General features: G+C 73.3%; 11 protein-coding genes. 7 read left to right on the top strand and 4 right to left on the bottom strand.

The genetic code is table 11. The features are described 5' to 3' along the window. Positions 1-106: 106 nt before the first annotated feature. Both OG711_RS13405 and OG711_RS13400 read right to left on the bottom strand, forming a co-directional pair. Positions 107-1,672 carry an alpha/beta hydrolase gene (locus tag OG711_RS13405; protein WP_073784687.1) on the bottom strand — a complete coding sequence of 522 codons (1,566 nt, stop codon included), beginning with the start codon at positions 1,670-1,672 and terminating at the stop codon, positions 107-109. A 107-nt stretch (positions 1,673-1,779) separates the two neighbouring features. After that, positions 1,780-4,572 carry a lysylphosphatidylglycerol synthase transmembrane domain-containing protein gene (locus tag OG711_RS13400; protein WP_405674854.1) on the bottom strand — a complete coding sequence of 931 codons (2,793 nt, stop codon included), beginning with the start codon at positions 4,570-4,572 and terminating at the stop codon, positions 1,780-1,782. 449 nt (positions 4,573-5,021) lie between these two features. On the opposite strand from OG711_RS13400, the gene OG711_RS13395 reads away from it, so the two are divergent. From OG711_RS13395 to nudC, 5 genes are all read left to right on the top strand, one after another. Further along, positions 5,022-5,384, top strand: coding sequence for an MGMT family protein (locus tag OG711_RS13395; protein ID WP_073784691.1), 363 nt, complete (start codon positions 5,022-5,024; stop codon positions 5,382-5,384). 347 nt (positions 5,385-5,731) lie between these two features. Further along, the gene (locus OG711_RS13390) at positions 5,732-9,316 is read left to right on the top strand and encodes an ATP-dependent helicase (protein ID WP_329559336.1); all 3,585 of its coding nucleotides are present in this window, start codon (positions 5,732-5,734) and stop codon (positions 9,314-9,316) included. A 201-nt stretch (positions 9,317-9,517) separates the two neighbouring features. After that, entirely contained in the window at positions 9,518-13,270 is a 3,753-nt protein-coding gene (locus tag OG711_RS13385; protein WP_329559335.1) for a UvrD-helicase domain-containing protein, read from the top strand. 10 nt (positions 13,271-13,280) lie between these two features. Continuing rightward, entirely contained in the window at positions 13,281-14,693 is a 1,413-nt protein-coding gene (locus tag OG711_RS13380; protein WP_073784697.1) for a dipeptidase, read from the top strand. Positions 14,694-14,860: 167 nt separating this feature from the next. Beyond that, the gene (nudC, locus tag OG711_RS13375) at positions 14,861-15,820 is read left to right on the top strand and encodes an NAD(+) diphosphatase (RefSeq protein WP_178390945.1); all 960 of its coding nucleotides are present in this window, start codon (positions 14,861-14,863) and stop codon (positions 15,818-15,820) included. Positions 15,821-16,166: 346 nt separating this feature from the next. Here the strand turns inward: nudC and OG711_RS13370 are convergent, their stop codons facing one another. Next, the gene (locus tag OG711_RS13370) at positions 16,167-17,579 is read right to left on the bottom strand and encodes an SLC13 family permease (protein ID WP_329559334.1); all 1,413 of its coding nucleotides are present in this window, start codon (positions 17,577-17,579) and stop codon (positions 16,167-16,169) included. Between the two features lie 246 nt (positions 17,580-17,825). Further along, entirely contained in the window at positions 17,826-18,578 is a 753-nt protein-coding gene (locus OG711_RS13365; protein WP_329559333.1) for an IclR family transcriptional regulator, read from the bottom strand. A 97-nt stretch (positions 18,579-18,675) separates the two neighbouring features. Between OG711_RS13365 and OG711_RS13360 the strand changes: the two genes are divergently transcribed. Both OG711_RS13360 and OG711_RS13355 read left to right on the top strand, forming a co-directional pair. Beyond that, the gene (locus OG711_RS13360) at positions 18,676-19,842 is read left to right on the top strand and encodes a pyridoxal-phosphate-dependent aminotransferase family protein (protein ID WP_329559332.1); all 1,167 of its coding nucleotides are present in this window, start codon (positions 18,676-18,678) and stop codon (positions 19,840-19,842) included. 361 nt (positions 19,843-20,203) lie between these two features. Further along, on the top strand, positions 20,204-23,137 hold the full coding sequence (locus tag OG711_RS13355) for an FAD-binding and (Fe-S)-binding domain-containing protein (protein WP_073784707.1): 2,934 nt from the start codon (positions 20,204-20,206) through the stop codon (positions 23,135-23,137). Positions 23,138-23,276 lie beyond the last annotated feature (139 nt).

Here is a 23,276-nt window from a genome sequence, read left to right as displayed (position 1 = left end):
CGCCGGGCCCCGTCGGACCCTGTGGACAACTCCGATCATGCCCTCGTCAGGGCGGTCCGCCGGGTCCCGGGCGGGGCCGGACGGCCGTCCGCGGACCGGTCGGCGTTCAGGGGCAGACCGTGCCCGACGACGGGACCTTCCCGTCCAGCAGATAGCCGTCCACCGCCTCGCGGACGCATGGATCGCCGCTGTCGTAGGCGCCGTGCCCCTGGCCCTTGTACGTCAGCTCCACCCCGACGCCGGGGCCGAGCGCGTCGACCATCTTGCGGGTGCCCTCGTACGGGGTGGCCGGGTCACCGGTGTTGCCCACGACCAGGATCGGTGCCGCGCCGGGCGCGCTGACGTCGGGATGGTCGGCGGCGCCCGCGACCGCCCAGTCCGTGCAGCTCACCATCGACCAGGCCAGATAGTCCCCGAACAGCGGGGACGCGGCGCGGAACCGCGGCAGCCGTGACACGACGTCGTCCGGGGTGTAGCGCGGCTTGTCGTCGGCGCAGTTGATGGCGACGTTCGCGGCCTGGATATTGCTGTACCGGCCGTCCTGGTTCCGGCCGTTCATGGAGTCGGACAGCGTCATCAGGATCTTCCCGTCGCCGTCGTACGCCTGCTGGAGACCCTCCGTCAGGTACTCCCAGAAGTCCTTGGAGTACAGCGACTGCGCGATGCCGCCGGTGGCCGCGGTCTGGGTCAGATCACGCGGGAACACCCCCGGCAGCGGCTTCTTCTCCAGGTCCGCGAGCAGCTTCGCGATCCGGTCCTTCACGTCCTGCGCGGTGTCCCCGACGGGACAGTCCTCCACCTGGGAGGTGCAGTCCTTCGCGTAGTTGTCGAGCGCCAGTTGGAAGCCCCGCGCCTGGCCGAGCGCGCCCTGCTCCGGGTCCTGCGTCGGATCGACCACCGCGTCGAACACCGCGCGGCCGACGTTCTTCGGGAACAGATGCGCGTAGACGCCGCCCAGCTCGGTGCCGTAGGAGATGCCGAAGTAGTGGAGCTCGTCGTCGCCGAGCACCTGGCGCATCAGGTCCAGGTCCCGGGCGGCGTCCGTGGTGCGCACCCGGGGGAGCACGCGCGCGGAGTTGTCCTCGCAGGCCGCGTTGAAGGCCCGGGTGTTGTCGACGAGCTTGCGCTGCTCCGCCGTGTCGTCCGGGGTGGCGTCCTGTTGGAAGTACTCGTCGAGCTGTTCGTCGTCCTCGCACTTCACGCCCGCGCTGCGGCCCACCCCGCGCGGGTCGAAGCTGACCAGGTCGTAGCGGGTGCGCAGCTTCTCGTACTCGCCGGCGAAGGCGGGCAGGGTGGTGACGCCGGAGCCGCCGGGGCCACCGAAGTTGAAGATCAGCGAGCCGATGCGCTCACCGTCCGTGCCGCTGGTGCGGGCGCGGATCAGGGCGATGCCGATGGTGTCGCCGTCCGGGTCGCCCCAGTCGAGGGGTGCCTTCAGGGTGGCGCACTCCCACAGTTCGCCGTCCGGCAGCGGGGACGGCGCGGGTCCGCCGCCCTCCGACTGGGCCGGGGCGGGACAGTCCTTCCACGTCAGTCGCTGTGCCGTCAGATCGTCGGCCTTGGGGTCCTTGCGGTCCTTGGTGTCGTCGCCACCGCATCCGGCGGTCGACGCGGACAGCAGGACGGCGGTCGCGGCGAGCGCTGCGGCACGCACAGGCAGAGGCTTGGGCATGCTCCCATCCTGTGGTTCCCGCGCGTGTGGCGCGCGGGACGGGGGCCGTGCGGGTGACCCCGTGCCGGTGGGCGGGGTGCGCGCACCGGCACGGGCTCGGAAACGGCCTACAGGGCGCCCTTGCGGGTGAGGTGGTTGAAGAACAGCCAGCCCGGCAGGACCGGCAGCCAGAAGGTCAGCAGCCGGTACAGGAGGACCGCGGGGGCGGCGACCTCCTTGGGCAGGCCCACGGCGATCAGACCGAACGTCAAGGTCGCCTCGACCGCGCCCACGCCGCCCGGGGTCGGTGCCGCCGATCCCAGCGCGTTGCCCGCGAGGAACACCACCGCGACACTGGCGAGGCTCAGTGACGTGGTCTCGTCGCCGAACGCCCGGATCGAGGCGTCCAGACACATCACGAAGCACGCCGTCAGCAGCAGCATCCCGCCGATGCCGGTGACCAGCTTCTGCGGACGCTGGAGCACGTCCAGCATGCGCGGGACCACCCCGGCGAACAGCGACCGCACGCGCGTGACGACGAACTTCCGCAGGAACGGGATCGACGTCACCACGAGGACCAGCACGGCGACGGTCAGCAGCCCCGCGATGACCGTCCTGGACGGCGACAGGGACGGCGTCTTCTCCGTGCCCGTCAGATAGCCGAACGACAGCAGCAGCAGGATGTGCGCGCCGAGCCCGAAGAGCTGCGAGGCCCCCACACTCGCGACCGCGAGCCCCGGACGCACCCCGGCCCGCTGGAGGAAGCGGGTGTTGAGGGCGACCCCGCCGACGGCCGCGGGCGCCACCAGCTTCACGAACGACCCGGCGACCTGCGCGCCGACCGTCCGCAGGAACGGCACCCGCTCCGGTACGAAGCCCAGCAGGCTCATCGCGGCGGCGAAGTAGCTCAGGGCGGAGAACAGCACCGCGGCGGCGACCCAGCCCCACTGCGGGTCCTCGATGAGCGTCGCGAACTCGAAGTGGGTGAGCTGCGACAGCAGGAAGTACGCGGCGATGGCACCCGCGATGAAGCTGATCAGGGTGCGCGGCCTGATGCGCTCCAGCCGCGCCGGTTCCACCGGGGCCTGCGGACGGATACGCAGCACCTGGTGGCGGATCTGGGTCAGCAGGTCCTCCTCGCGCGCCTCCTCCATCGCGTCGTCCAGCGCGCGCTTCTCGGCCTGCCGCTCCGCCCGTACGGCCTTCTTCGCGGCCTTCTCGTCGCGCTCGGCCCTCTCGTGCGCGGCGAGCTTGTCGAGCACCGTGCGCGGCCCGTCCGAGGCGCGCTCCGGCGCGTGGTCCGTGCCGTCCGGCGTGTGCTCCGGCCCGGTGGGCGTGTGGTCCGTGCCGGTGGGCTCGGACGCCGCTGTGGGCGGCGCGGCGGGCGCGGTGGCCTCCGGGGGCCGGGAATCGGCCGCCGCGGCCTCCAGACGCTCCTGCTTGGCCGCCCTGGACGCTTCGAGTACGGCCTCGCGCTCACGTTCGGCACGCTCGCGCGCGAGCCTGCGCAGCGTCCCGCGCGTGGTGCGCGTCAACGCGATCGGCTGGAGCAGCGGCAGACAGTCGGCGATCACGTCCGGCCCGAGGACCGCCACCGCGGACCGCACGGAACGCTCGGCGCCCACCCGCAGCCCCAGCGTCGTCAGCAGCTGCGCGATGTCCATCCGCAGCACCACGTCACCCGCGGCGATCTCACCACCGCGCAGATCGGACAGGATCACCGTGCCGGAACGATCCACCAGGATGGCGTCGCCCGCGAGTCTGCGGTGCGCGATCCGGCGTGACTGGAGGGCCTGCACCTGGCACCAGGTGTCGTGCAGCAGGGCGTCGGTGATGTCGTCGTCGGGCAGCGAGTCCAGGGAACGTCCGCCCGTGTGCTCGTACACGAGCATCACCGCGTCCGGGCCCAGCTCGGACGTGGCGATCAGCTTCGGCGCGTTGGCGCCCGCGGCGATCGCCGCGTACGCGAGCAGCGCCTCCTGCTCCAGCGCCTGGCGCAGCGACTGGAGGCTGCGGCGGGTGGTGATCCCGCGCAGCGTCATCCGCCGCCACACCCGGTAGAAGAACCCCTGTGCCTGCTGCTCCCGGTCGACGACGGTGATGTCCAGCGGTGGACCGTCCTCCAGGGTGACGAAGTACCGTCTGCCCCGGTCCACGCTGTCGGTGTCGCCACCGGCCTCCTCGCGCGCGGCGCCCACCGGGTGGAACCCGACCCTGCGCAGGCCCGCCAGCAGCGTCTGGCCGGTGGGACGCACATTGGGCGACCCGACGGCGTAGAGCGTGCCGTAGGCGACCGTCCAGCCGATCAGGATCGTCAGGATGATCGAGAACGGGGTCGTGTAGCCGGTGACGAGCATCGCGAACGCGTCGAGCAGCAGCACCACCCACAGCACGACCCGCCACCGCGGCCTGCGGGACATCCCCACGGCCGTCATATAGGCGATCACCGGTGCCAGATAGCCGTGCACCGGGTCCGTGAGGGCGTGGATGTCGGCGGGCGAGGGCTGGGTCAGCGCCTCCTGGATGGACGTCGGCGCCGACTGGGCGACCCACAGATCCGTGGCGAGTGTCACACCGTGCGCGAGGACGGCCGCGAGGACGCCGTCGGCGATCCGCAGACCGTCACGTTTGATGAGCCGCTCGACGGCGAAGGCGACCGGCACCAGCAGCACCGCGATGCTCGACGCCAGACCCGCGAACTTGATCAGCAGGTCCGGCGCCTCGTCGGTGCCCTTGCTGATGTCCTGTTCGAGCCCGGACGTCGTGCCGTGCGCGAACGCGGCGATCGACAGCACGACCGCGATGGCCAGCGCCCCGACGAGCAGCCGCATCAGGTCCGACGGGCGGTGCACGCGCGCGGGGAGCAGCGGTTCGTCGCCCTCGACCTCGTCGGCATAGGTGTCGGCCGCGGCCTCCAGCAGGTCGTCGGGGTCGGCGGGGCCCTCCGGGGTGAGCCGCGCCGGATCGCCGGGGGAGCGCACCGGTGTGCCCCCGCCGTCCGCCGGGTCCTTCGGCGCCTCGCCCGGCTCGGGGACCGACGACGTGCCCGGCGCGGGTGTCCCTGCGTCGGTGGTCGGGGTCTCGTCGGAATCCTTGTGCGCCTTCAGGGGCCGTTCTCCGGTGTCAGGGCGCGCCGACCCGACAGGGGTGCCCGCGCCTTCGGGGTGCGCGCCCTGCCGTTCCGCCGCGTCTTCTTCTTCTCGTATCACCAGTCACCGCCCGCACGATCCTGGCATGCCTCTCCGACAGAGGGGGGCATCAGGGTGCAATACGGCGACCGAGGGCCCTTCTCACCCGCTTTCCGTCGGTGTGGTGCGCCTTCCGTTCCCGCTCCGGCGCACTGTCGGTGGTGTGGGGCAGGATAGGACGGATGAGCGAGGAGAGCCGTTCGGCGGACCAACCACCGCAGTACCCGCCGTACGCGGAGCGGGTCCTCGATGTCGCCGAGCTGATCCCGGCGGGCCGGGTGATGACATACGGCGATGTCGCGGAGTGGCTGGAGGAGGGCGGACCCCGACAGGTCGGCCGGGTGCTGGCCCTGTACGGCGGCGCGGTGCCCTGGTGGCGCGTCGTGCGCTCCGACGGCACGCTGCTGCCCGGCCATGAACTTCAGGCCCTGGAGCGGTACCGCGCCGAGGGCACCCCGCTGCGCGTGGTGAGCCGCGCGGCCCAGGGGCATCTGCCGCGCCTGGACATGCGCCAGGCACGCTGGGACGGACACCCACGGGAATGACGCCGTCGGACGCACACCTGCCGGCTTCCGCCCTGACTCCCCCGTACGGGCGACAGCGGGTCCGTACGGGGGTGCCGGGGCACGTTCCGCCGCGCGGGCGCGTTCGGTTCGTGGACACCGTGCGTGACGCAAGGGCTTTCCGGGGTGCCCACGCGGCCCCGCGCGCCCGCGCCTCGCCCGTCGGCCACGCGGCGGGGCCCCGCCCCCGGATTCCGGCGGCGGACCCGTCCGCGCACCGGGGGGCGTAGCGTCGTCATCCGTCAGCAGCGTCCCCCACCCACCAGGGCCACCGCCCCGCGCGCGTGGCGGCACGCCCATCAGCACGACCACCAGGACCGGCGAACCACGTGAGCTCCTCCTCCACCACCAGGCGCCTGCCGCACCCCCGTGCGCGGCAGGGGAGCCCGGGCGCGTACCGGCTGGTGCGTACCCCGCCGGTACCGGTGGACCCCCCTCGTCTGGACGCGGGGCAGCGCGCGGTGGTTGACCACGGGCGCGGACCGCTCCTCGTCCTTGCCGGTCCCGGCACCGGCAAGACGACGACCCTCGTGGAGACGGTCGCCGCGCGCGTGGCCCGTGGCGACGACCCCGCGCGCATGCTGGTGCTCACCTTCAGCCGCAAGGCCGCCGTCGAACTCCGGGACCGGATGGCCCTGCGGATCGGCGCCGCCCGCGCCCCCCGGGCCACGACGTTCCACTCGTTCTGCTACGCCCTCGTCCGTGCCCATCAGGACAGCGAGCTGTTCGCGGAGCCCCTGCGGCTGCTGTCAGGGCCCGAGCAGGACGTCACGGTGCGTGAGCTCCTCGCCGGACAGATCGACCTCGAACGCGCGGGGCTGCGCCATGTGCGCTGGCCCGACGAGCTGCGCGCCTGTCTGACCACCCGGGGCTTCGCCGACGAGGTGCGCGCGGTCCTCGCCCGGACCCGTGAGCTGGGCCTCGCGCCCGAGGCCCTGGGCGCCTTCGCGGCCCGCACCGGGCGGCCCGACTGGGGCGCCGCGGCGGCATTCCTCGCCGACTACCTCGATGTGCTCGACCTCCACGGCGTCATCGACTACGCCGAACTGGTGCACCGCGCGGTCCTGCTCGCCCGCCGGCCCCCGATCGCGGCGGCGCTGGCCACGCAGTACGACGCCGTGTTCGTCGACGAGTACCAGGACACCGACCCCGCGCAGGTCCGGCTGCTGGACGCGCTCGCGGGCGGCGGACGCACCCTGCTCGCGTTCGGTGACCCCGACCAGTCGATCTACGCGTTCCGGGGCGCCGATGTGAACGGCATCCTCGGCTTCCCGGACGCCTTCCGGCAGCCGGACGGCACCCCCGCGCGCGTGGAGGTGCTGCGGACGTCCCGCCGCTCCGGGGCCGCCCTGCTCGACGCCACCCGGCTCCTCACCCAGCGCATGCCGCTCACCCGGCTCCCCGCCGACCGGGTCCGCGCCCACCGCGAGCTGACACCGGTACGCGGCGGCGGCCGGGTGGAGGTGTACACGTACCCGACGCCCGGTACGGAACTCGACAATGTCGCCGACATCCTGCGCCGCGCCCATCTGGAGGACGGGGTGCCCTGGCGGGACATGGCCGTCCTGGTCCGCGCGGGCTCCCGCAGCATCCCCGCCGTACGGCGCGCCCTGACCTCGGCCGGGGTACCGCTCGACATCGACGGTGACGATCTGGCGCTGCGGCACGAGCCCGCGGTGGCGCCGCTGCTGCTGGCCCTGCGCGCGGTCGCGGAGGCGACCGTCGGGGCGCCCACGGCCGACCCCTCGGCGTCCGGGGCGACCACCGAAGGGGCACCCGCCGAAGGGGCACCCGCCGAAGCGGTGCCTGCCGAAGCGGTGCCTGCCGAACCGGTGCCCCCGGGCGAGGCGGCTGCGGGCGATGTGCCCCCGGGCGACGCATCCGTGGACGAGGCGCCTGTGGGTGAGCCGCTTGCGGACGAGATGTCTGTGGACGAGTCGCCTGCCGACGACGTACCCGGGAGCGAGGCGACCGCGGGCGAGGTGCCGGTGCCTTCCGGTGGGATGTCCGTGCCGGGGAGCGGCCCCGTGGCGGACGGCGGCTGGCTCGACACCGAGACCGCGCTCACCCTCCTCGCCTCACCGCTCGGCGGTATGGACGCCGCCGATCTGCGGCGGCTCGGGCGCGCCCTGCGCGACGAGGAGCGGGCCGGGGGCCGCCCGGTCCCGCCGCCCTCCGATGTGCTGCTGGCCCGTGCGCTCGCCGAGCCGGAGCGCCTCGCCGTCCACGACCCCGCCTACGCGCGCGGGGCGCAGCGGCTGGGCGCGCTGCTGCGCAAGGCCCGTGAACGTCTCGCGGGCGGCGGTACCGCCGAGGAGGCCCTGTGGGACCTCTGGGAGGGCACCTCGTGGCCGCAGCGCCTGGAGCGGGCCGCCCGCCGGGGCGGGGCCTCAGGGCGCAACGCCGACCGGGACCTCGACGCCGTCTGCGCGCTCTTCGCCGCCGCGTCCCGCGCGGAGGAGCGCACCGGTGGCCGGGGCGCCCTGAACTTCCTCGTGGAGACCGAGGCCGCCGACATCGCCGCCGACACCCTCACCCGGCGCGCGGTGCGCCCCGACGCGGTCCGGCTGATGACCGCGCACCGGGCCAAGGGCCTGGAATGGCGGCTCGTCGTCGTCGCCGGGGTGCAGGAGGGGTTGTGGCCCGACCTGCGGCGCCGCGGCTCGCTGCTGGAGGCCGACCGCATCGGCCGGGACGGTCTCGCCGAACCGCTCACCCCGGGCGCCCTGCTCGCCGAGGAACGCAGGCTGTTCTACGTGGCCGCCACGCGCGCGAGGGAACGCCTCGTCGTCACCGCGGTGAAGGCGCCCGCCGACGACGGCGACCAGCCGTCCCGGTTCCTCACCGAACTCGGGGTCGAGCCCAGGGACGTGTCGGGCCGCCCGCGCCGTCCGCTGTCGGTGCCCGCGCTCGTCGCGGAGCTGCGCGCCACCACCGTCGACCCCCGGGTCTCGGCCGCGCTGCGGGAGGCCGCCGCCCGTCGGCTGGCCAGGCTGGCCGCCCTGGACGACGGTGAGGGCCGCCCCTTGGTGCCCGCCGCCCACCCGTACCGCTGGTGGGGCATGGACGAGCCGACCGACAGCGTGGTCCCGCTGCGGGACCGCGCCAAGCCGGTGGCCCTGTCGGGCAGCGCCCTCGACCAGCTCGCCAACACCTGTGCGCTTCAGTGGTTCCTCGGCCGTGAGGTGAAGGCCGACGAGCCCGCGACCGCCGCGCAGGGCTTCGGCAACGTCGTGCATGTGCTGGCCGACGAGGTGGCCTCCGGACGCACCCCCGCCGATCTCGCCGTCCTCATGGAACGCCTCGACTCGGTGTGGGACGCGCTCGCCTTCGACGCGCCCTGGAAGTCGGCCCAGGAGAAGGAGCACGCGCGCGTGGCGCTCGAACGCTTCCTCCAGTGGCATGTCACCGACCGCGCGGGCCGCACCCCCGTCGCCAGTGAGCACGACTTCGACGTCACCCTGGAGGCGGGGTCCTTCGAGGTACGCATCCGCGGCTCCATGGACCGCGTGGAACGCGACGGCGAGGGACGCGCGTATGTCGTCGACTTCAAGACCGGCAAGCACGCCCCTTCCGCGGCGGAGGTCGCCCAGCACCCCCAGCTCGCCGTCTACCAGCTCGCCGTCACCGAGGGAGCCGTGGACGACGCCTTCGGCGGTACGGCCCCGCCGACGGGCGGCGCGGAACTCGTCCAGCTGCGGCAGCCCGCCGCCCGCAAGGACGGCGGCGAGAGCGCGCCCAAGGTGCAGGCCCAGGAACCGCTGTCCGGGGAGTGGATCGGGGACCTGCTCGCCACGGCCGCGGGCAAGGTCCTGGACGAGCGCTTCTCGCCCCGCCCCGGGCAGCACTGCGGTCACTGCGCGTTCCGCGCCTCGTGCAGCGCCCGGCCGGAGGGGCGGCACGTGGTGGAGTGACGGCGCCCGGGGCCCGGTTCCCGGCGCCCCCGGCGCCCAACCCCCCGGTTGCGGTCCTGCCCCGGTCCACCGGCCGTGCGGGGGCGTCGGACGCGATCGGTACCGCGCCGCCGGTGGGCCATCGCGCGTGGAGCCGGGTCCCGGCCGTGTGCCGTACCCGATCGGTCGGGGCTGTCGGTGGGCGCCGTTAGCCTTTTGGGTGTGTCCGCCCGTATCAGCGACCCCGAGCAGCTCAAGCAGCTCCTCGGCATCCCCTTCACCCCGGAGCAGATGGCGTGCGTCGTCGCGCCGCCCGCGCCGCAGGTCATCGTGGCCGGAGCCGGGTCCGGCAAGACGACCGTGATGGCCGCCCGTGTGGTGTGGCTCGTGGGTACGGGGCAGGTCGCGCCGGAGCAGGTCCTCGGGCTGACGTTCACCAACAAGGCCGCGGGGGAACTCGCGGAGCGCGTCCGCAAGGCCCTGGTCAGGGCCGGTGTCACCGACCCCGACGGGCACGACCCGGACAATCCGCCGGGCGAGCCCGTGATCTCCACGTACCACGCCTTCGCCGGGCGGCTGCTGACCGACCACGGGCTGCGCATCGGCCTGGAGCCCACCGCGCGGCTGCTCGCCGACGCCACCCGCTTCCAGCTCGCCGCCCGGGTCCTGCGCGAGGCGCCGGGCCCCTACCCGTCGCTGACCCGCTCCTTCCCCGACCTCGTCAGCGATCTCCTCGCCCTCGACGCCGACCTCGCGGAGCACCTCGTACGGCCCGACGCGCTGCGCGCGCACGACGCCGAGCTGCTGCGCGCGCTGGAGGGCGCGAAGCTCTCCAACGCCGATCTGCGCAAGGTCCCCGAGGCCGCCGCCGCCCGGCGTGAGCTGACCGAGCTGGTCGGTCACTACCGCGCGGCCAAGCGCGCGAAGGACCTCCTCGACTTCGGTGACCAGATCGCGCTGTCCGCGACCCTCGCGCGGACCCGGCCGGAGGTCGGCACGATCCTGCGCGACGAGTTCCGGGTGGTGCTCCTCGACGAGTACCAGGACACCTCCGTCGCCCAGCGCATCCTGCTGTCCGGCCTCTTCGGCGAGGGCACCGGCCACCCCGTCACCGCCGTCGGGGACCCCTGCCAGGCGATCTACGGCTGGCGCGGGGCGTCCGTCGCCAACCTGGACGACTTCCCCGAACACTTCGCCCACGCCGACGGCAGCCCCGCCGCCCGCCAGTCGCTCAGCGAGAACCGCCGCAGCGGCGGACGCCTCCTCGACCTCGCCAACGGTCTGGCGGAGCCCCTGCGGGCCCGGCACGCGGGCGTGGAGGCCCTGCGGCCCGCCCCCGGCGCCGAACACGACGGCATGGTCCGCTGCGCCCTGCTGAACACCCACGCCGAGGAGATCGACTGGATCGCCGACTCCCTCGCCCACCTGGTGCGCACGGGCACCCCGCCCGGGGAGATCGCCGTCCTGTGCCGCACCGCCGCCGACTTCGCGCGCATCCAGGGCGCGCTGGTCGCCCGGGACGTGCCCGTCGAGGTCGTGGGCCTGTCCGGGCTGGTGCATCTGCCGGAGATCGCGGACCTGATCGCCGTCTGCGAGGTGCTCCAGGACCCCGGCGCCAACGCGTCCCTGGTGCGCCTGCTCATCGGCCCCCGCTGGCGGATCGGCGCCCGCGACCTCGCCCTGCTGGGGCGGCGGGCCCGGCTGCTCGTACGCCACGCGCGCGTGGCCGACGACGACGCGGCCGACCTGGGACGCCGTCTCGCCGAGGCGGTCGAAGGTGTCGACCCCTCCGAGGTGGTGTCCCTCGCCGACGCCCTGGACACCTTCCTGGAACACCCCACGGACACCGGTGACGACGGACTGCCGTTCTCGTCCGCCGCGCGGGTGCGCTTCGCGCGGCTCGCCGCCGAACTGCGCGATCTGCGCCGCTCCCTGGCCGACCCCCTGATGGACGTGCTGCACCGTGTCCTCACGGTCACCGGTCTGGAGGTCGAGCTGTCCGCCTCACCGCACGCGCTGGCCGCCCGCCGCCGGGAGACCCTCGCCAATTTCCTCGATGTCGCGGCCTCCTTCGCGTCGCACGACAGCGAGGCGGGCCTGCTCGCGTTCCTCGGGTTCCTGCGTACGGCCGTCCAGTACGAGAAGGGCCTGGACAACTCCCTGCCCGGCGGTGAGAACACCGTCAAGGTGCTCACCGCCCACAAGTCCAAGGGCCTGGAATGGGATGTCGTCGCCGTACCCGGCCTGGTCAAGGGCACCTTCCCCAGCGCCCAGGGCCGTGAGAAGTGGACCGCGCAGGGCAAGGTCCTGCCGCACTCCCTGCGCGGGGACGCCGACACCCTGCCCGATGTCACCGAGTGGGACGCGCGTGGCCTCAAGGCGTTCCACGAGGACATGAAGGCCCACCAGCACACCGAGGAACTGCGCCTCGGGTACGTCACCTTCACCCGTCCCCGTTCCCTGCTGCTCGGCTCGGGGCACTGGTGGGGCCCCTCCCAGAAGCGCACCCGGGGCCCCTCGGACTTCCTGCGGGCCCTGTACGGCCACTGTGCCGCCGGTCAGGGCGAGATCGAGGCATGGGCGGACGAGCCCGGCGAGGACGACGAGAACCCGGCCCTGGCCGCCGCCTCCGCGGACCAGGCGTGGCCGCTGCCCCTGGACCCGGTGTCGCTGGCCCGCCGCCGTGCCGCCGCGGACACGGTCCTCGCCCACCTCGCCCGCCTCACGGACACCCCGTCCGGCGCCCCCGGCGGCCCTCCCGCGCGCGGCCCCGCCCCCGGCACCCCCACCGGCCCCCGGGACCCGTCCGCGGCCACCTATCCCGACGACCCGGCGGCCCCCCCGCCCCCGGCGGAACCGGACGACCCGTACGAGCCGCAAGACCCCCACGAGACCTACGAGACCCACGAGCCGCACGACCCGTACGGTCCCGAGGAGGTCCCCCCGGACGACGCCCACGCGCCCCACCCGGAGGGCCTCCCCGAGGACACCGCCGACTGGGACTCCTGGTCCACGGAACGCCCCGCGACCGCCGGGAGTCCGACCGCCGGGCGGCCCCTGCCCGACGCCCCCCACGCGCGCGTGCCCGCCCAGCAGACCGCCCCCGCCGACCACGGCCACACCGCCCCCGGCAACCCTGGCCGCACGGACGCCCCGACCCCCGCCACGGACACCCCCGCCGGCCCCGCCACGGACGCCCCCGCCACCGACGACCGGACCGGCGCCCCCGGGCTCACCCCCGAGGAAGCCCGGTCGATCGCCTCCTGGGACCGTGATCTGGACGCCCTCACGGGTGAGCTGCTGCGGGCCCGGCAGGGCGTCACCGAGGTGGCCGTCCCGCCGTCCCTGACCGCCTCCCAGCTGATGCACCTCGCGGCGGACCCCGACGGCTTCGCCCAGGAGCTGGCCCGCCCGATGCCGCGCCCGCCGCAGCCCGCCGCCCGCCAGGGCACCCGCTTCCACGCGTGGGTCGAGGCCCGCTACGAGGAGCTGCGGCTGCCCCTGCTGGAGCCGGACGACCTCCCGGGCGGACAGGCGGAGATCGCCGACGAACGCGACCTGGAGGCGCTGAAGGCGTCCTTCGAGCGCACCCCGTACGCCCGGCGCACCCCCTACCGGGTCGAGGCCCCCTTCCAGCTGGACCTCGCGGGCCGGGTCGTACGGGGCCGCATCGACGCCGTGTACCGCGAGGGCGAGGGCGCGGACACCACGTACGAGATCGTCGACTGGAAGACGGGCCGGGGGCGCGACGCCGATCCGCTTCAGCTCGCGGTGTACCGGCTGGCCTGGGCCGAGCAGCGGGGGGTGCCCCTGGAGTCGGTCACGGCGGTGTTCCTCCATGTGCGCAGCGGGGAGACCGTACGGCCCGGGAGGCTGCCGGGGCGGGCGGAGCTGGAGCGGCTGCTGAGCGGCGACAGTGGCCCCCCGCCCGTGCTCACGGAACCACCGGACGAGTCCGCCCCGGTGGGCGGATAGGCTCGACATCATGAGCAAGCCCGTTGACAGTGCCGTCAGCGCCGTCCGTACGTACATCGACCGCCACCGCGACGCCTTCCTCGCCGATCTGGGCGACTGGCTGCGCATCCCTTCCGTCTCGGCGCAGCCCGAGCACGCCGGGGACGTGCGGCGCAGCGCCGACTGGCTCGCCGCCGCACTGAAGGACACCGGGTTCCCGGCCGTCGAGGTCTGGGAGACCCCCGGTGCCCCGGCCGTCTTCGCCCACTGGCCGTCCGACGACCCGCGGGCCCCCACGGTCCTGGTCTACGGCCACCACGACGTGCAGCCCGCCGACCGCGCGGACGGCTGGGCCACCGACCCCTTCGAGCCGGTGTTCCAGGACGGCCGCCTGTACGCGCGCGGGGCCGCCGACGACAAGGGGCAGGTGTTCTTCCACACCCTGGGGGTGCGCGCACATCTGGCCGCCACCGGACGCACCGCGCCGGCCGTCCATCTGAAGCTGCTGGTCGAGGGCGAGGAGGAGTCGGGCTCGCCGCACTTCCGGGCGCTGGTCGAGGAGCGTGCGGAGCGGCTCGCCGCGGACGCCGTGATCGTCTCCGACACCGGTATGTGGGCCGCCGACACCCCCACCGTGTGCACGGGGATGCGGGGTCTGGCCGACTGCGAGATCGAGCTGTTCGGCCCCGACCAGGACATCCACTCCGGTTCCTTCGGCGGCGCGGTGCCCAATCCCGCGACCGAGGCCGCGCGGCTGGTCGCCGCCCTGCACGACGAGCACGCGCGCGTGACGGTGCCCGGCTTCTACGACGGCATCGTGGAGCTGACCGACCGTGAGCGGCGGCTCTTCGCCGAGCTGCCCTTCGACGAGGAGCGGTGGCTGCGTACCGCGAAGTCGCACGCCACCCTGGGGGAGGCCGGGCACACCACCCTGGAACGCCTCTGGGCGCGGCCCACCGCCGAGGTCAACGGCATCGGCGGCGGTTACCAGGGCCCCGGCGGCAAGACGATCATCCCCGCGCGGGCCATGCTGAAGCTGTCGTTCCGGCTGGTCGCCGGGCAGGACCCGGACCGCGTCGAGGACGCCGTCCGCGCGTGGGTGGCCGCGACCCTGCCCGCCGGCATCCGGCACGAGATCGTCTTCGGCGCCGCCACCCGCCCCTGTCTGACGCCGCTGGACCACCCGGCGCTGCGCTCCGTGGTGCGGGCGATGGGTCTGGCGTTCGAGCGGGAGATCCGCTACACACGTGAGGGCGGTTCGGGACCCGCGGCCGACCTCCAGGACGTGCTCGGGGCGCCCGTACTGTTCCTCGGCATCTCCATCCCCTCCGACGGCTGGCACGCGCCCGACGAGAAGGTGGAGCTGGACCTGCTGTTCAAGGGGGTCGAGACGGCCGCCCATCTGTGGGGCGACCTCGCGGAGAACTGGCGTGATGCGCGCTGACGCCCCCCGCGCAGGCGCCCCCCGCGCGCGGGCGGCCGCACCCCACGGGGCCGTCCGGGGGCACACCGAAGGGTCCGCTCCCCACCGCCGGGTCCTGCCGCGCGCCGCCGGGTCCCGCCGTACGTCCCGCTGAACCGCCCGCCGACCCATCCGTTCCACCGGGGGAGATGGAAGCACCTGTGACCACCTGGACCGATCGCTGCGCCGATCATCCGCTGCCGCTGACCGCGCCCAGCGGTATCGACCGAGCCGCCCATCTGCGCCTTGACGAGGCGTCGCTGGCCGCCGCCTGGAGCCACCCGTCGACCAGGGTCTTCGTGGTCTGCGGCGGCCAGGTCCTCATCGACGAGACCCCGGACGGCCGTACCGAGCTGGTGACGACGCCGTCCTTCGAGGCGCCGCTGACCGAGGCCCACCGCTACTTCCTGGGCACGGACGAGGACGGGGTCAGCTACTTCGCGCTCCAGAAGGACAGCCTGCCGGGCCGGATGGACCAGTCCGCGCGGCCGGCGGGGCTGCGGGAGGCCGGTCATCTGCTGGGGCCCCGGGACGCGGGCCTGATGGTGCACGCCGTCGCGCTGGAGAACTGGCAGCGGATGCACCGTTTCTGCTCGCGCTGCGGCGAACGCACCGTCATCGCCGCCGCGGGCCATATCCGCCGCTGCCCGGCCTGCGGCGCCGAGCACTACCCGCGTACCGACCCGGCCGTGATCATGCTGGTCACGGACGACGAGGACCGGGCGCTGCTGGGCCGCCAGATGCACTGGCCGGAGGGCCGTTTCTCGACGCTCGCCGGGTTCGTCGAGCCGGGCGAGTCCATCGAGCAGTCGGTGCGCCGCGAGGTGCGCGAGGAGTCGGGGATCACGGTGGGCGAGGTCGAGTACGTCGCCAGCCAGCCGTGGCCGTTCCCGTCGAGCCTGATGCTGGGGTTCATCGCGCGCGCGACCTCGACGGGCATCGTCGTGGACGGGGACGAGATCTCGGAGGCCCGCTGGTTCTCGCGGGACGAGCTGAGCGCCGCGTTCGACTCCGGCGAGGTGCTGCCGCCGTACGGGATCTCGATCGCGGCCCGGCTGATCGAGCTGTGGTACGGCAAGCCGCTGCCGAAGCAGGGCCCCGGGAGCTGACGGACGGGAGCCCCGCGAGACGCCGAGGGGCGCTCGGTGCCTCGCGGGGCGGTCGGTGCGGCCGATGTGCTTCCGGGGCAGCCGGTGTGCCCCTGGGGCGGGCCACGGCCGGCCGTCCGGTGCCGTGGGTCACGGGTACCCGTCCGGGCCGGGGCTGCACGGTCCTCCGTCCGGATCGTCGGCCACGGCCACCCGACCGGACCGGTGGGCCACGGGATCCCGTCCAGATCGTCGGCCAGGGCTATCCACCTGGATCGTGTGGGTCACGGCCACCCGTTCGGGCAGGGTGTCCCGGCCGCTCCCCGGGCGTCCCGGCACGGACGTCCGGGGAGCGGCCGGGGCCGGTTCACAGCCAGCCGGGTACCACGAACAGCAGCCACGTCACCGGGGGCGCCACCGCGGCCATGCTCATCCCCCAGACCATCAGCCGCTTGAACACCTCGTCGCGGCGGCCCTCCGGGGCGTTGGCGGTGACCAGGGCGCCCGAGGTGGACACGGGCGAGGAGTCCACCACCGACGAGGAGATGGCCAGCGCGATCACCATGCCGACCGCGCCCACCTCCCCGGCCAGCAGGAACGGTACGGCGAGCGGGATGAGCGCGCCGAGGATGCCGGTGGTCGAGGCGAACGCGGACACCACCGAGCCGATGAAGCAGATCAGCAGCGCCCCGATGAGCGGCGCGCCGATCCCGGCGACGCTCTCCCCGAGCCAGTCGATGGTGCCGATGCGTTCCATCATGCTGACGAAGGTGACGATCCCGCAGACCAGCAGGACGGTGGACCACGCGCAGCGGTCCACCGCGCCCTTGGCGGAGGCGGGGGACAGCAGGGACAGCACGACGGTGACGGTGAGCGAGAGCAGTCCGACGTTCAGGTCGAAGAACAGGGCGCCGACGACCAGGCTGAGCAGCCCGAGCAGCGTGAGGACCTTGACCCGGTCGAGCCGGGCCTCGTCCGCGGCGGGGTCCGGCAGGGGCGTGACGGGCGCCGGGCTCCGCAGGGTCGCGGTGCCGCCCTTGGGGCCCGTGCCCACCCCGGCGGGTACGGGGGTGCCGCCGGACGGGCGGGTCTCCGGTACGCCGTCCCCGTGCGGCGGCGGGCCGGTGGGCTCGCCGCCGTCCTGGGGGAGGTCGCCGGGGGCGCCCGCCCGGCGGCCGATGAGCGACCTGCCGCCGAACATGAAGAAGACGACCAGGCTGAGCAGCACATTGAAGAGGAAGGAACTGACGAAGAGCAGCGTCGGATTCCCCGGCAGGCCGTTCCGCTCGACGACCCCGTTGGTGATGCTGCCGAAGATGCTGATCGGGGAGAATCCCCCGGCACTGGCTCCGTTGATGATGAAGAGACCGAGCAGGACGGGATTGATCCGGTAACGGGCGGCGAATCCCATGCCGATCGGCGCGATGATGGCGACGGCCGCGGGGACGACCGCCCCGACGGCGGTGAGCACCGCGGTGACCAGGAACATCGCCCAGGGGATCAGGGCGATCCGGCCGCGTACGGCGCGGGTCGAGGCATGGACCAGCCAGTCGACGGTCCCGTTGTTCTTGGCGATGGCGAACAGGAACGTGACACCGACGAGCACCACGAACAGATCGCCGGGGAAGCCGCCGAAGATGTCGTCGGAGGTCTGTCCGACGAACAGGCTGCCGACCAGAAAGGCGGCGACGATCGCCAGCGCTCCCATGTGCACGGACGTGAATGTGGCAATGGTGAAGACCAGCGCTAGCGCGATGATGGATATGACGTGATCTGACACGAGGCTTCCTCGCCTTCGGTCGACGGTCGTGCTGCGGGCGTGGCGAAGCCGTCCTCCTGTGGGGGGTGGACGGCTTCGACAGAGGGTGGTGCCGCAGTCCGGCACGGCGAGGGGACCGAAGACCTCGCCGTGCGAAATTCCGTTATGTGGAATACGGGTTCCGCGATGAGGAGTATGGAATCCGTGCCGACGGAGGCGCGTCAAGAGGTGCGACCGGAACTTCTTCCGCCGCGCCCCGGTCGGACGTCAGTCGCCGCGCCGTCGTCCCAGGGATTCGCCGACCGCCTGTGCCGCCTCGTGGACCGCCGCCCCGAACGCCGCCCGTGAGGCCTCGGTCAGCCGGCTCGTCGGGACGTTGATGCTGATGCTGGCGACCGGTGTCCCGTTCGCCCCGATCACCGCGCTGGCGACGGCGGACACATCGGTGCGCCACTCCCCGGAGTTGGTGGCGTAGCCCCGCGCGCGGATCTCGGCCAGCTCGGCGCGCAGCCGCTGCGGTTCGGTGATCGAGGCGTCGGTGAAGCGGGACAGCCCCTCGGTGATCAGCCGCTCCACGGTCTCGACGGGGCTCGCCGCGAGCACCGCCTTGCCGTTCGCGGAGGCGTGCACCGGCAGATTCTGCCCGAGGGGCAGGATGATCCGTACCGGTTTGGTGGTCTCCAGCCGCTCGATCAGCACGATCTTGCCGCCCTCGGGCACCGCCAGATGCACCGTCTCGTCGGTGCGGCGGCGCAGTTCCTCCATCACGGGTACGGCGATGTCGCGCAGCGGGAGTTCGCCGGTGGCGTGTCTGCCGACATGCAGGGCCTTGGTGGTGACCATCCACCGCGTCGTGGTCCCCGACGCCGGTCTGATCCAGCCCGCGGTGTGCAGCGTGACCAGGGCGCGCTGCACCGAACTCTTCGGCAGGTCCATGGCCCGGGCCAGCTCCGCGACGCCGATCGGCTGCCGCTCGGCGACCTCCTCCAGGGCGCGCAGCGCATTCAGGACGTTCTGCATCCATTGACTCCCTCGAACGGTGACGCTTATGCTCCGCCGTGCCATCCTACGGTACAGCGTGCCGCCTTACGGCACAACTCCTCGGAGGGGTCCTCTCATGACTTCGCGCACCGGCCGCCACTTCCTCCAGATCCCCGGCCCCACCAACACCCCCGACCAGGTGCTGCGTGCCATGTCGGCGCCCACCATCGACCACCGGGGCCCCGAGTTCGCCGCCCTCACCGTCCGGCTCCTCGACATCGTCAAGCCCGTCTTCGGCACCTCCGGCCCCGTCGTGATCTACCCCGCCTCCGGAACCGGCGCCTGGGAAGCCGCCCTCGTCAACACCCTCAGCCCGGGCGACCGGGTGCTCTGCTTCGAGACCGGGCACTTCGCCACCCTCTGGCAGGAGATGGCCACCTCGCTCGGCCTCAAGGTCGACTTCGTGCCCGGCGACTGGCGCCACGGCGCCGACCCCGAGGAACTCGCCCGCCGCCTCACCGCCGACACCAAGAACGCGATCAAGGCCGTCTGTGTCGTCCACAACGAGACCTCCACCGGTGTGACCAGCCGGATCGCCGACCTCCGCGCGGCCCTCGACGCGGCCGGACACCCCGCGCTGCTCCTCGTCGACACGATCTCCTCGCTCGGCTCCATCGACTACCGGCACGACGAGTGGGGCGTCGACGTCACCGTCGCGGGCTCGCAGAAGGGCCTCATGCTCCCGCCGGGCCTCAGCTTCAACGCCGTCAGCGAGAAGGCGCTGGCCGCCGCGAAGACCGCGCGGCTGAAGAGGTCGTTCTGGAACTGGGAACCGATCATCGAGGCCAACCGCTGCGGCTTCTTCCCGTACACCCCGGCCACCAATCTGCTGTACGGGCTCTCCGAGGCGCTGGGCATGCTCGACGCCGAGGGACTGCCCCAGGTGTACGCCCGCCACGCCCGGCACGCCGCCGCCACCCGCGCGGCCGTGCACGGCTGGGGCCTGGATGTGCTCTGCGCCGACGAGCGCGAGTACTCCGGCTCACTGACCGCGGTGCTGCTCCCGGACGGCCATGACGCCGACAAGGTCCGCAGGATCATCCTGGAGCGCTTCGACATGTCCCTCGGCGCCGGCCTCGGCCGGCTCGCCGGGAAGATCTTCCGTATCGGCCACCTCGGCCACTTCAACGACCTCACCCTCGCCGGGACGCTCGCCGGTGTCCAGATGGGCCTCGAACTCTCGGGAGTGCCCGTCGACCCCGCCGGACTGGGCAAGGCCCTCGACGTGCTGCGCACCCCGTGAGACCAGGGCGGGTGCGGTCCCCCCACGCGAAGGGCTCCCGGTACCTGTGCCCAGGCCCGGGACGCCCCGCCGCCCGCACCCGCCCTTCCTCCGGCGCGGCAACCGCCCTCCACGCGCGCGTGCGGCACCTCCCACGCGCGCGTGCCGCACCAGCCCCCACGCGCGTATGCCCCATCCAGGCCCCACGCGCGTGCCGCACGACCGACCGAGACCACGACCACCACGCACCCGCACCCACGCACCCGCACGTACGCGTGCCCCGCAGCCCCGTACCCCCCGGCCCCGTACCCCCGCACCCCGTACGTCCCGGCAGCCCGCCCCCCTGGGAGCAACCGCCCGACCACCCTTGGAGTCCCCGCACATGACACTGATCGGCGACGAAGCCCCGACGGCAGCAGCATCGGCCGACCGCGATCTGGAGCGGCGGCTCCGCCGCGACCTCGACGGTGAGGTGGCCTTCGACGACTACACCCGGCATCTGTTCTCCCGCGACGCCAGCATGTACTCCATCACCCCGCGCGGTGTCGTCTTCCCCAAGCACACCGCCGATGTGCAGGCCACCGTCCGGGTCGCCGCCGAGTACGGCATCCCGGTGCTGCCGCGCGGCGCCGGTACCAGCCTCGCCGGACAGACCGTCGGCCCCGGTCTGGTCCTCGACTTCTCCCGCCATATGAACCGCATCCTGGAACTGGACCCCGAACGCCGTGTCGCACGCGTGGAACCGGGGGTCGTCCAGGACCAGCTCAACAAGGCGGCGGCGGCGCACGGGCTGATGTTCGGCCCCGACACCTCCACCAGCAACCGCGCCACCATCGGCGGGATGATCGGCAACAACTCCGCGGGCAGCGGCTCACTGCGCTACGGGATGACGATCGACCATGTGCGCGCCCTCGACGTGGTCCTGTCCGACGGCAGCACCGCACGGCTGGAGCCGGTGGACGAGGCCGAACGCAAGCGCCGCGCGGACCTGCCCACCCTGGAAGGCCGCCTCTACCGCGATCTGCCGGTGATCATCCGCTCCAACGCCGCCGCCATCGCGGAGGGCTTCCCCGAGTTCTGGCGGCGGGCCTGCGGATACCGGCTCGACCGGCTCTCCCGCGACGACACCCCCTTCGACCTGGCGAAGTTCGTCGTCGGCTCCGAGGGCACCCTGTGCATCGCCACCGAGGCCGAGGTCGACCTCGTCCCCAAGCCGCCCCGTACGGTGATCGCCGTCGGCCACTTCACCTCGGTCGTCGCCGCCATCGAGGCCACCGAGACCGCGCTGTCCTGCCACCCGGCGGCCGTCGAGCTGATGGACCGCACGATCCTCGACCTGTCCCGGCAGAAGATCGAGTACGCGTCCCTGGGCGAGATCCTGGAGGGCGACCCGGACGCCCTGCTGTTCGTCAGCTTCACCGGCGACGACGAGACCGAACTGCTCGACCAGCTCCGCCAGCTCACCACCCTCTGGGAGCGCTACGGCCACGGCTACCACACCCTGCGCGCGGTCACCCCCCAGCAGCAGGGCGCCCTGATGAAGGTCCGCAAGTCCAGCCTCGGGCTGCTGATGGCGGCGGGCGAGGGCACCCGAAGGCCGCTCGCGTTCGTCGAGGACACCGCGGTCGACCCCGTCCACCTCGCCGAGTACACCCGACGCTTCAAGGGCATCCTCGACGACCACGGCCTCAGCGCCGGCTTCTACGGCCACTGCTCCGTCGGCTGTCTGCACATCCGGCCCTTCGTGGACCTCGCGGACCCGCAGCAGGTCATCACCATGCGGACCGTCGCCGAACTGATCAAGGACCTGGTCACCGAGTACGGCGGGGTGAACTCCAGCGAGCACGGCGACGGTCTCGCCCGCAGCGAGTTCAACCGCGAGATCTTCGGCGACGAACTCTACGAGGCGATGCGCGCCGTCAAGGGCGTCTTCGACCCGCAGGACCGCATGAACCCGGGCAAGATCGTGGACGCGCCCGCCATGACGGAGAACCTGCGCGACCCGGCCCTGCCACCCGCCGTGGAACTGCGCACCCGGCTCGACTTCGACATCGTCGGCGGGATGCGCGGCGCCGCCGACCGCTGTATGAACATCGGCCTCTGCCGCAAGAGCGGCACGGGCGCGATGTGCCCGTCCTACATGGCCACCCGCAACGAACAGGACTCCACCCGGGGCCGCGCCAACGCCCTGGTCAAGGCACTCTCGGAACCCGACCCCAAGAAGGCGCTCGGCGACGAACGCCTCCATGAGGTGCTGGACCTGTGCCTGATGTGCAAGGCGTGCAAGAGCGAGTGCCCGCTCGGCGTCGACATGGCCACCCTCAAGGCCGAGGCGCTGTCCCACCACCACGACGAGCACGGCATCCCGCTGCGCTCACGGATCTTCGGGTCCATCCGCTTCCTCAACCGGCTCGGCTCCGCCACCGCCCCGCTGTCCAATCTGCCGGGACGGGTGGGACCGCTGCGCCGGTTCCTGGCCCGCTGGCCGGGCATCGCCAGGGAACGCCCCCTGCCCACCTTCACCCGGCGCAATCTGGTGCGCTGGTTCAAGGGCCGCGAACAGAGCCCCCGGCTGGTCGCCCCGCAGGGGACGGTCACCTATCTCGCGGACTCCTTCACCACCTACACCGAACCCGGGATCGGTGCCGCCGCGATCGAACTGCTCGAAGTCGCGGGCTGGGACGTGCGGCTGGAGAGCGGCGGCTGCTGCGGTCGCTCCAGTCTCTCCAAGGGCCTCCTGGACGACGCCAACGAGAAGGCGTTCAAGCTCGCCCATCTGCTCGCCGAGACCACCCCGCCCGGCTCCCCGATCGTCGGCTGCGAACCGTCCTGCCTGATGACGCTGCGGGACGAGCACAAGGCGATGCTCCCCGACGACACCGCGGTCAAGGACGTCTCCGGACGGGTCCGGCAGGTGGAGGAACTGCTGGTGGAGGCCATCGACGAAGGACGCCTCAAGCTCAGCGAAACCGCCTGGCCCGCCGGGAAGCGACTGCTGTACCACGGCCACTGCCACCAGAAGGCCGAGGTCGGCACCGCGGCGACCGTCGCACTGCTCAAGCGCATCCCCGGTGTGGAGGTCGAGGAGCTGGACGCGGGCTGCTGCGGGATGGCCGGGTCGTTCGGCTTCGAGGCCGAGCACTACGACGTGTCGATGACCGTGGGCGAGGACCGGCTCTTCCCCGCGGTCAGGGCCGAACCGGACGAGACCGTCATCGTCGCCACCGGTGTCTCCTGCCGTCAGCAGATCTTCCACGGCACGGAACGCGACGCGTGGCACCCGGTCCAGCTGATCCGGGAGGCGCTCATCGTCTGACCAGGGCGTTTCCCGCCCCCAAGACCTGTGCCCCGGGACCAAGGGACCCCGGGGCACGGACGGGAGCCCGAGGCGGCAGCCCTCGGGCGAGCGTCCGACGGCCGTCCGCCACGTGGGCCGCGTGACGGAAGGCCGGACA

Origin of the sequence: Streptomyces uncialis (assembly GCF_036250755.1) — a bacterium.
GTDB lineage: Bacteria > Actinomycetota > Actinomycetes > Streptomycetales > Streptomycetaceae > Streptomyces > Streptomyces uncialis.
The sequence above is the reverse complement of the archived record's forward strand: the minus strand, read 5'-3'. Positions and strand labels throughout refer to the sequence as shown.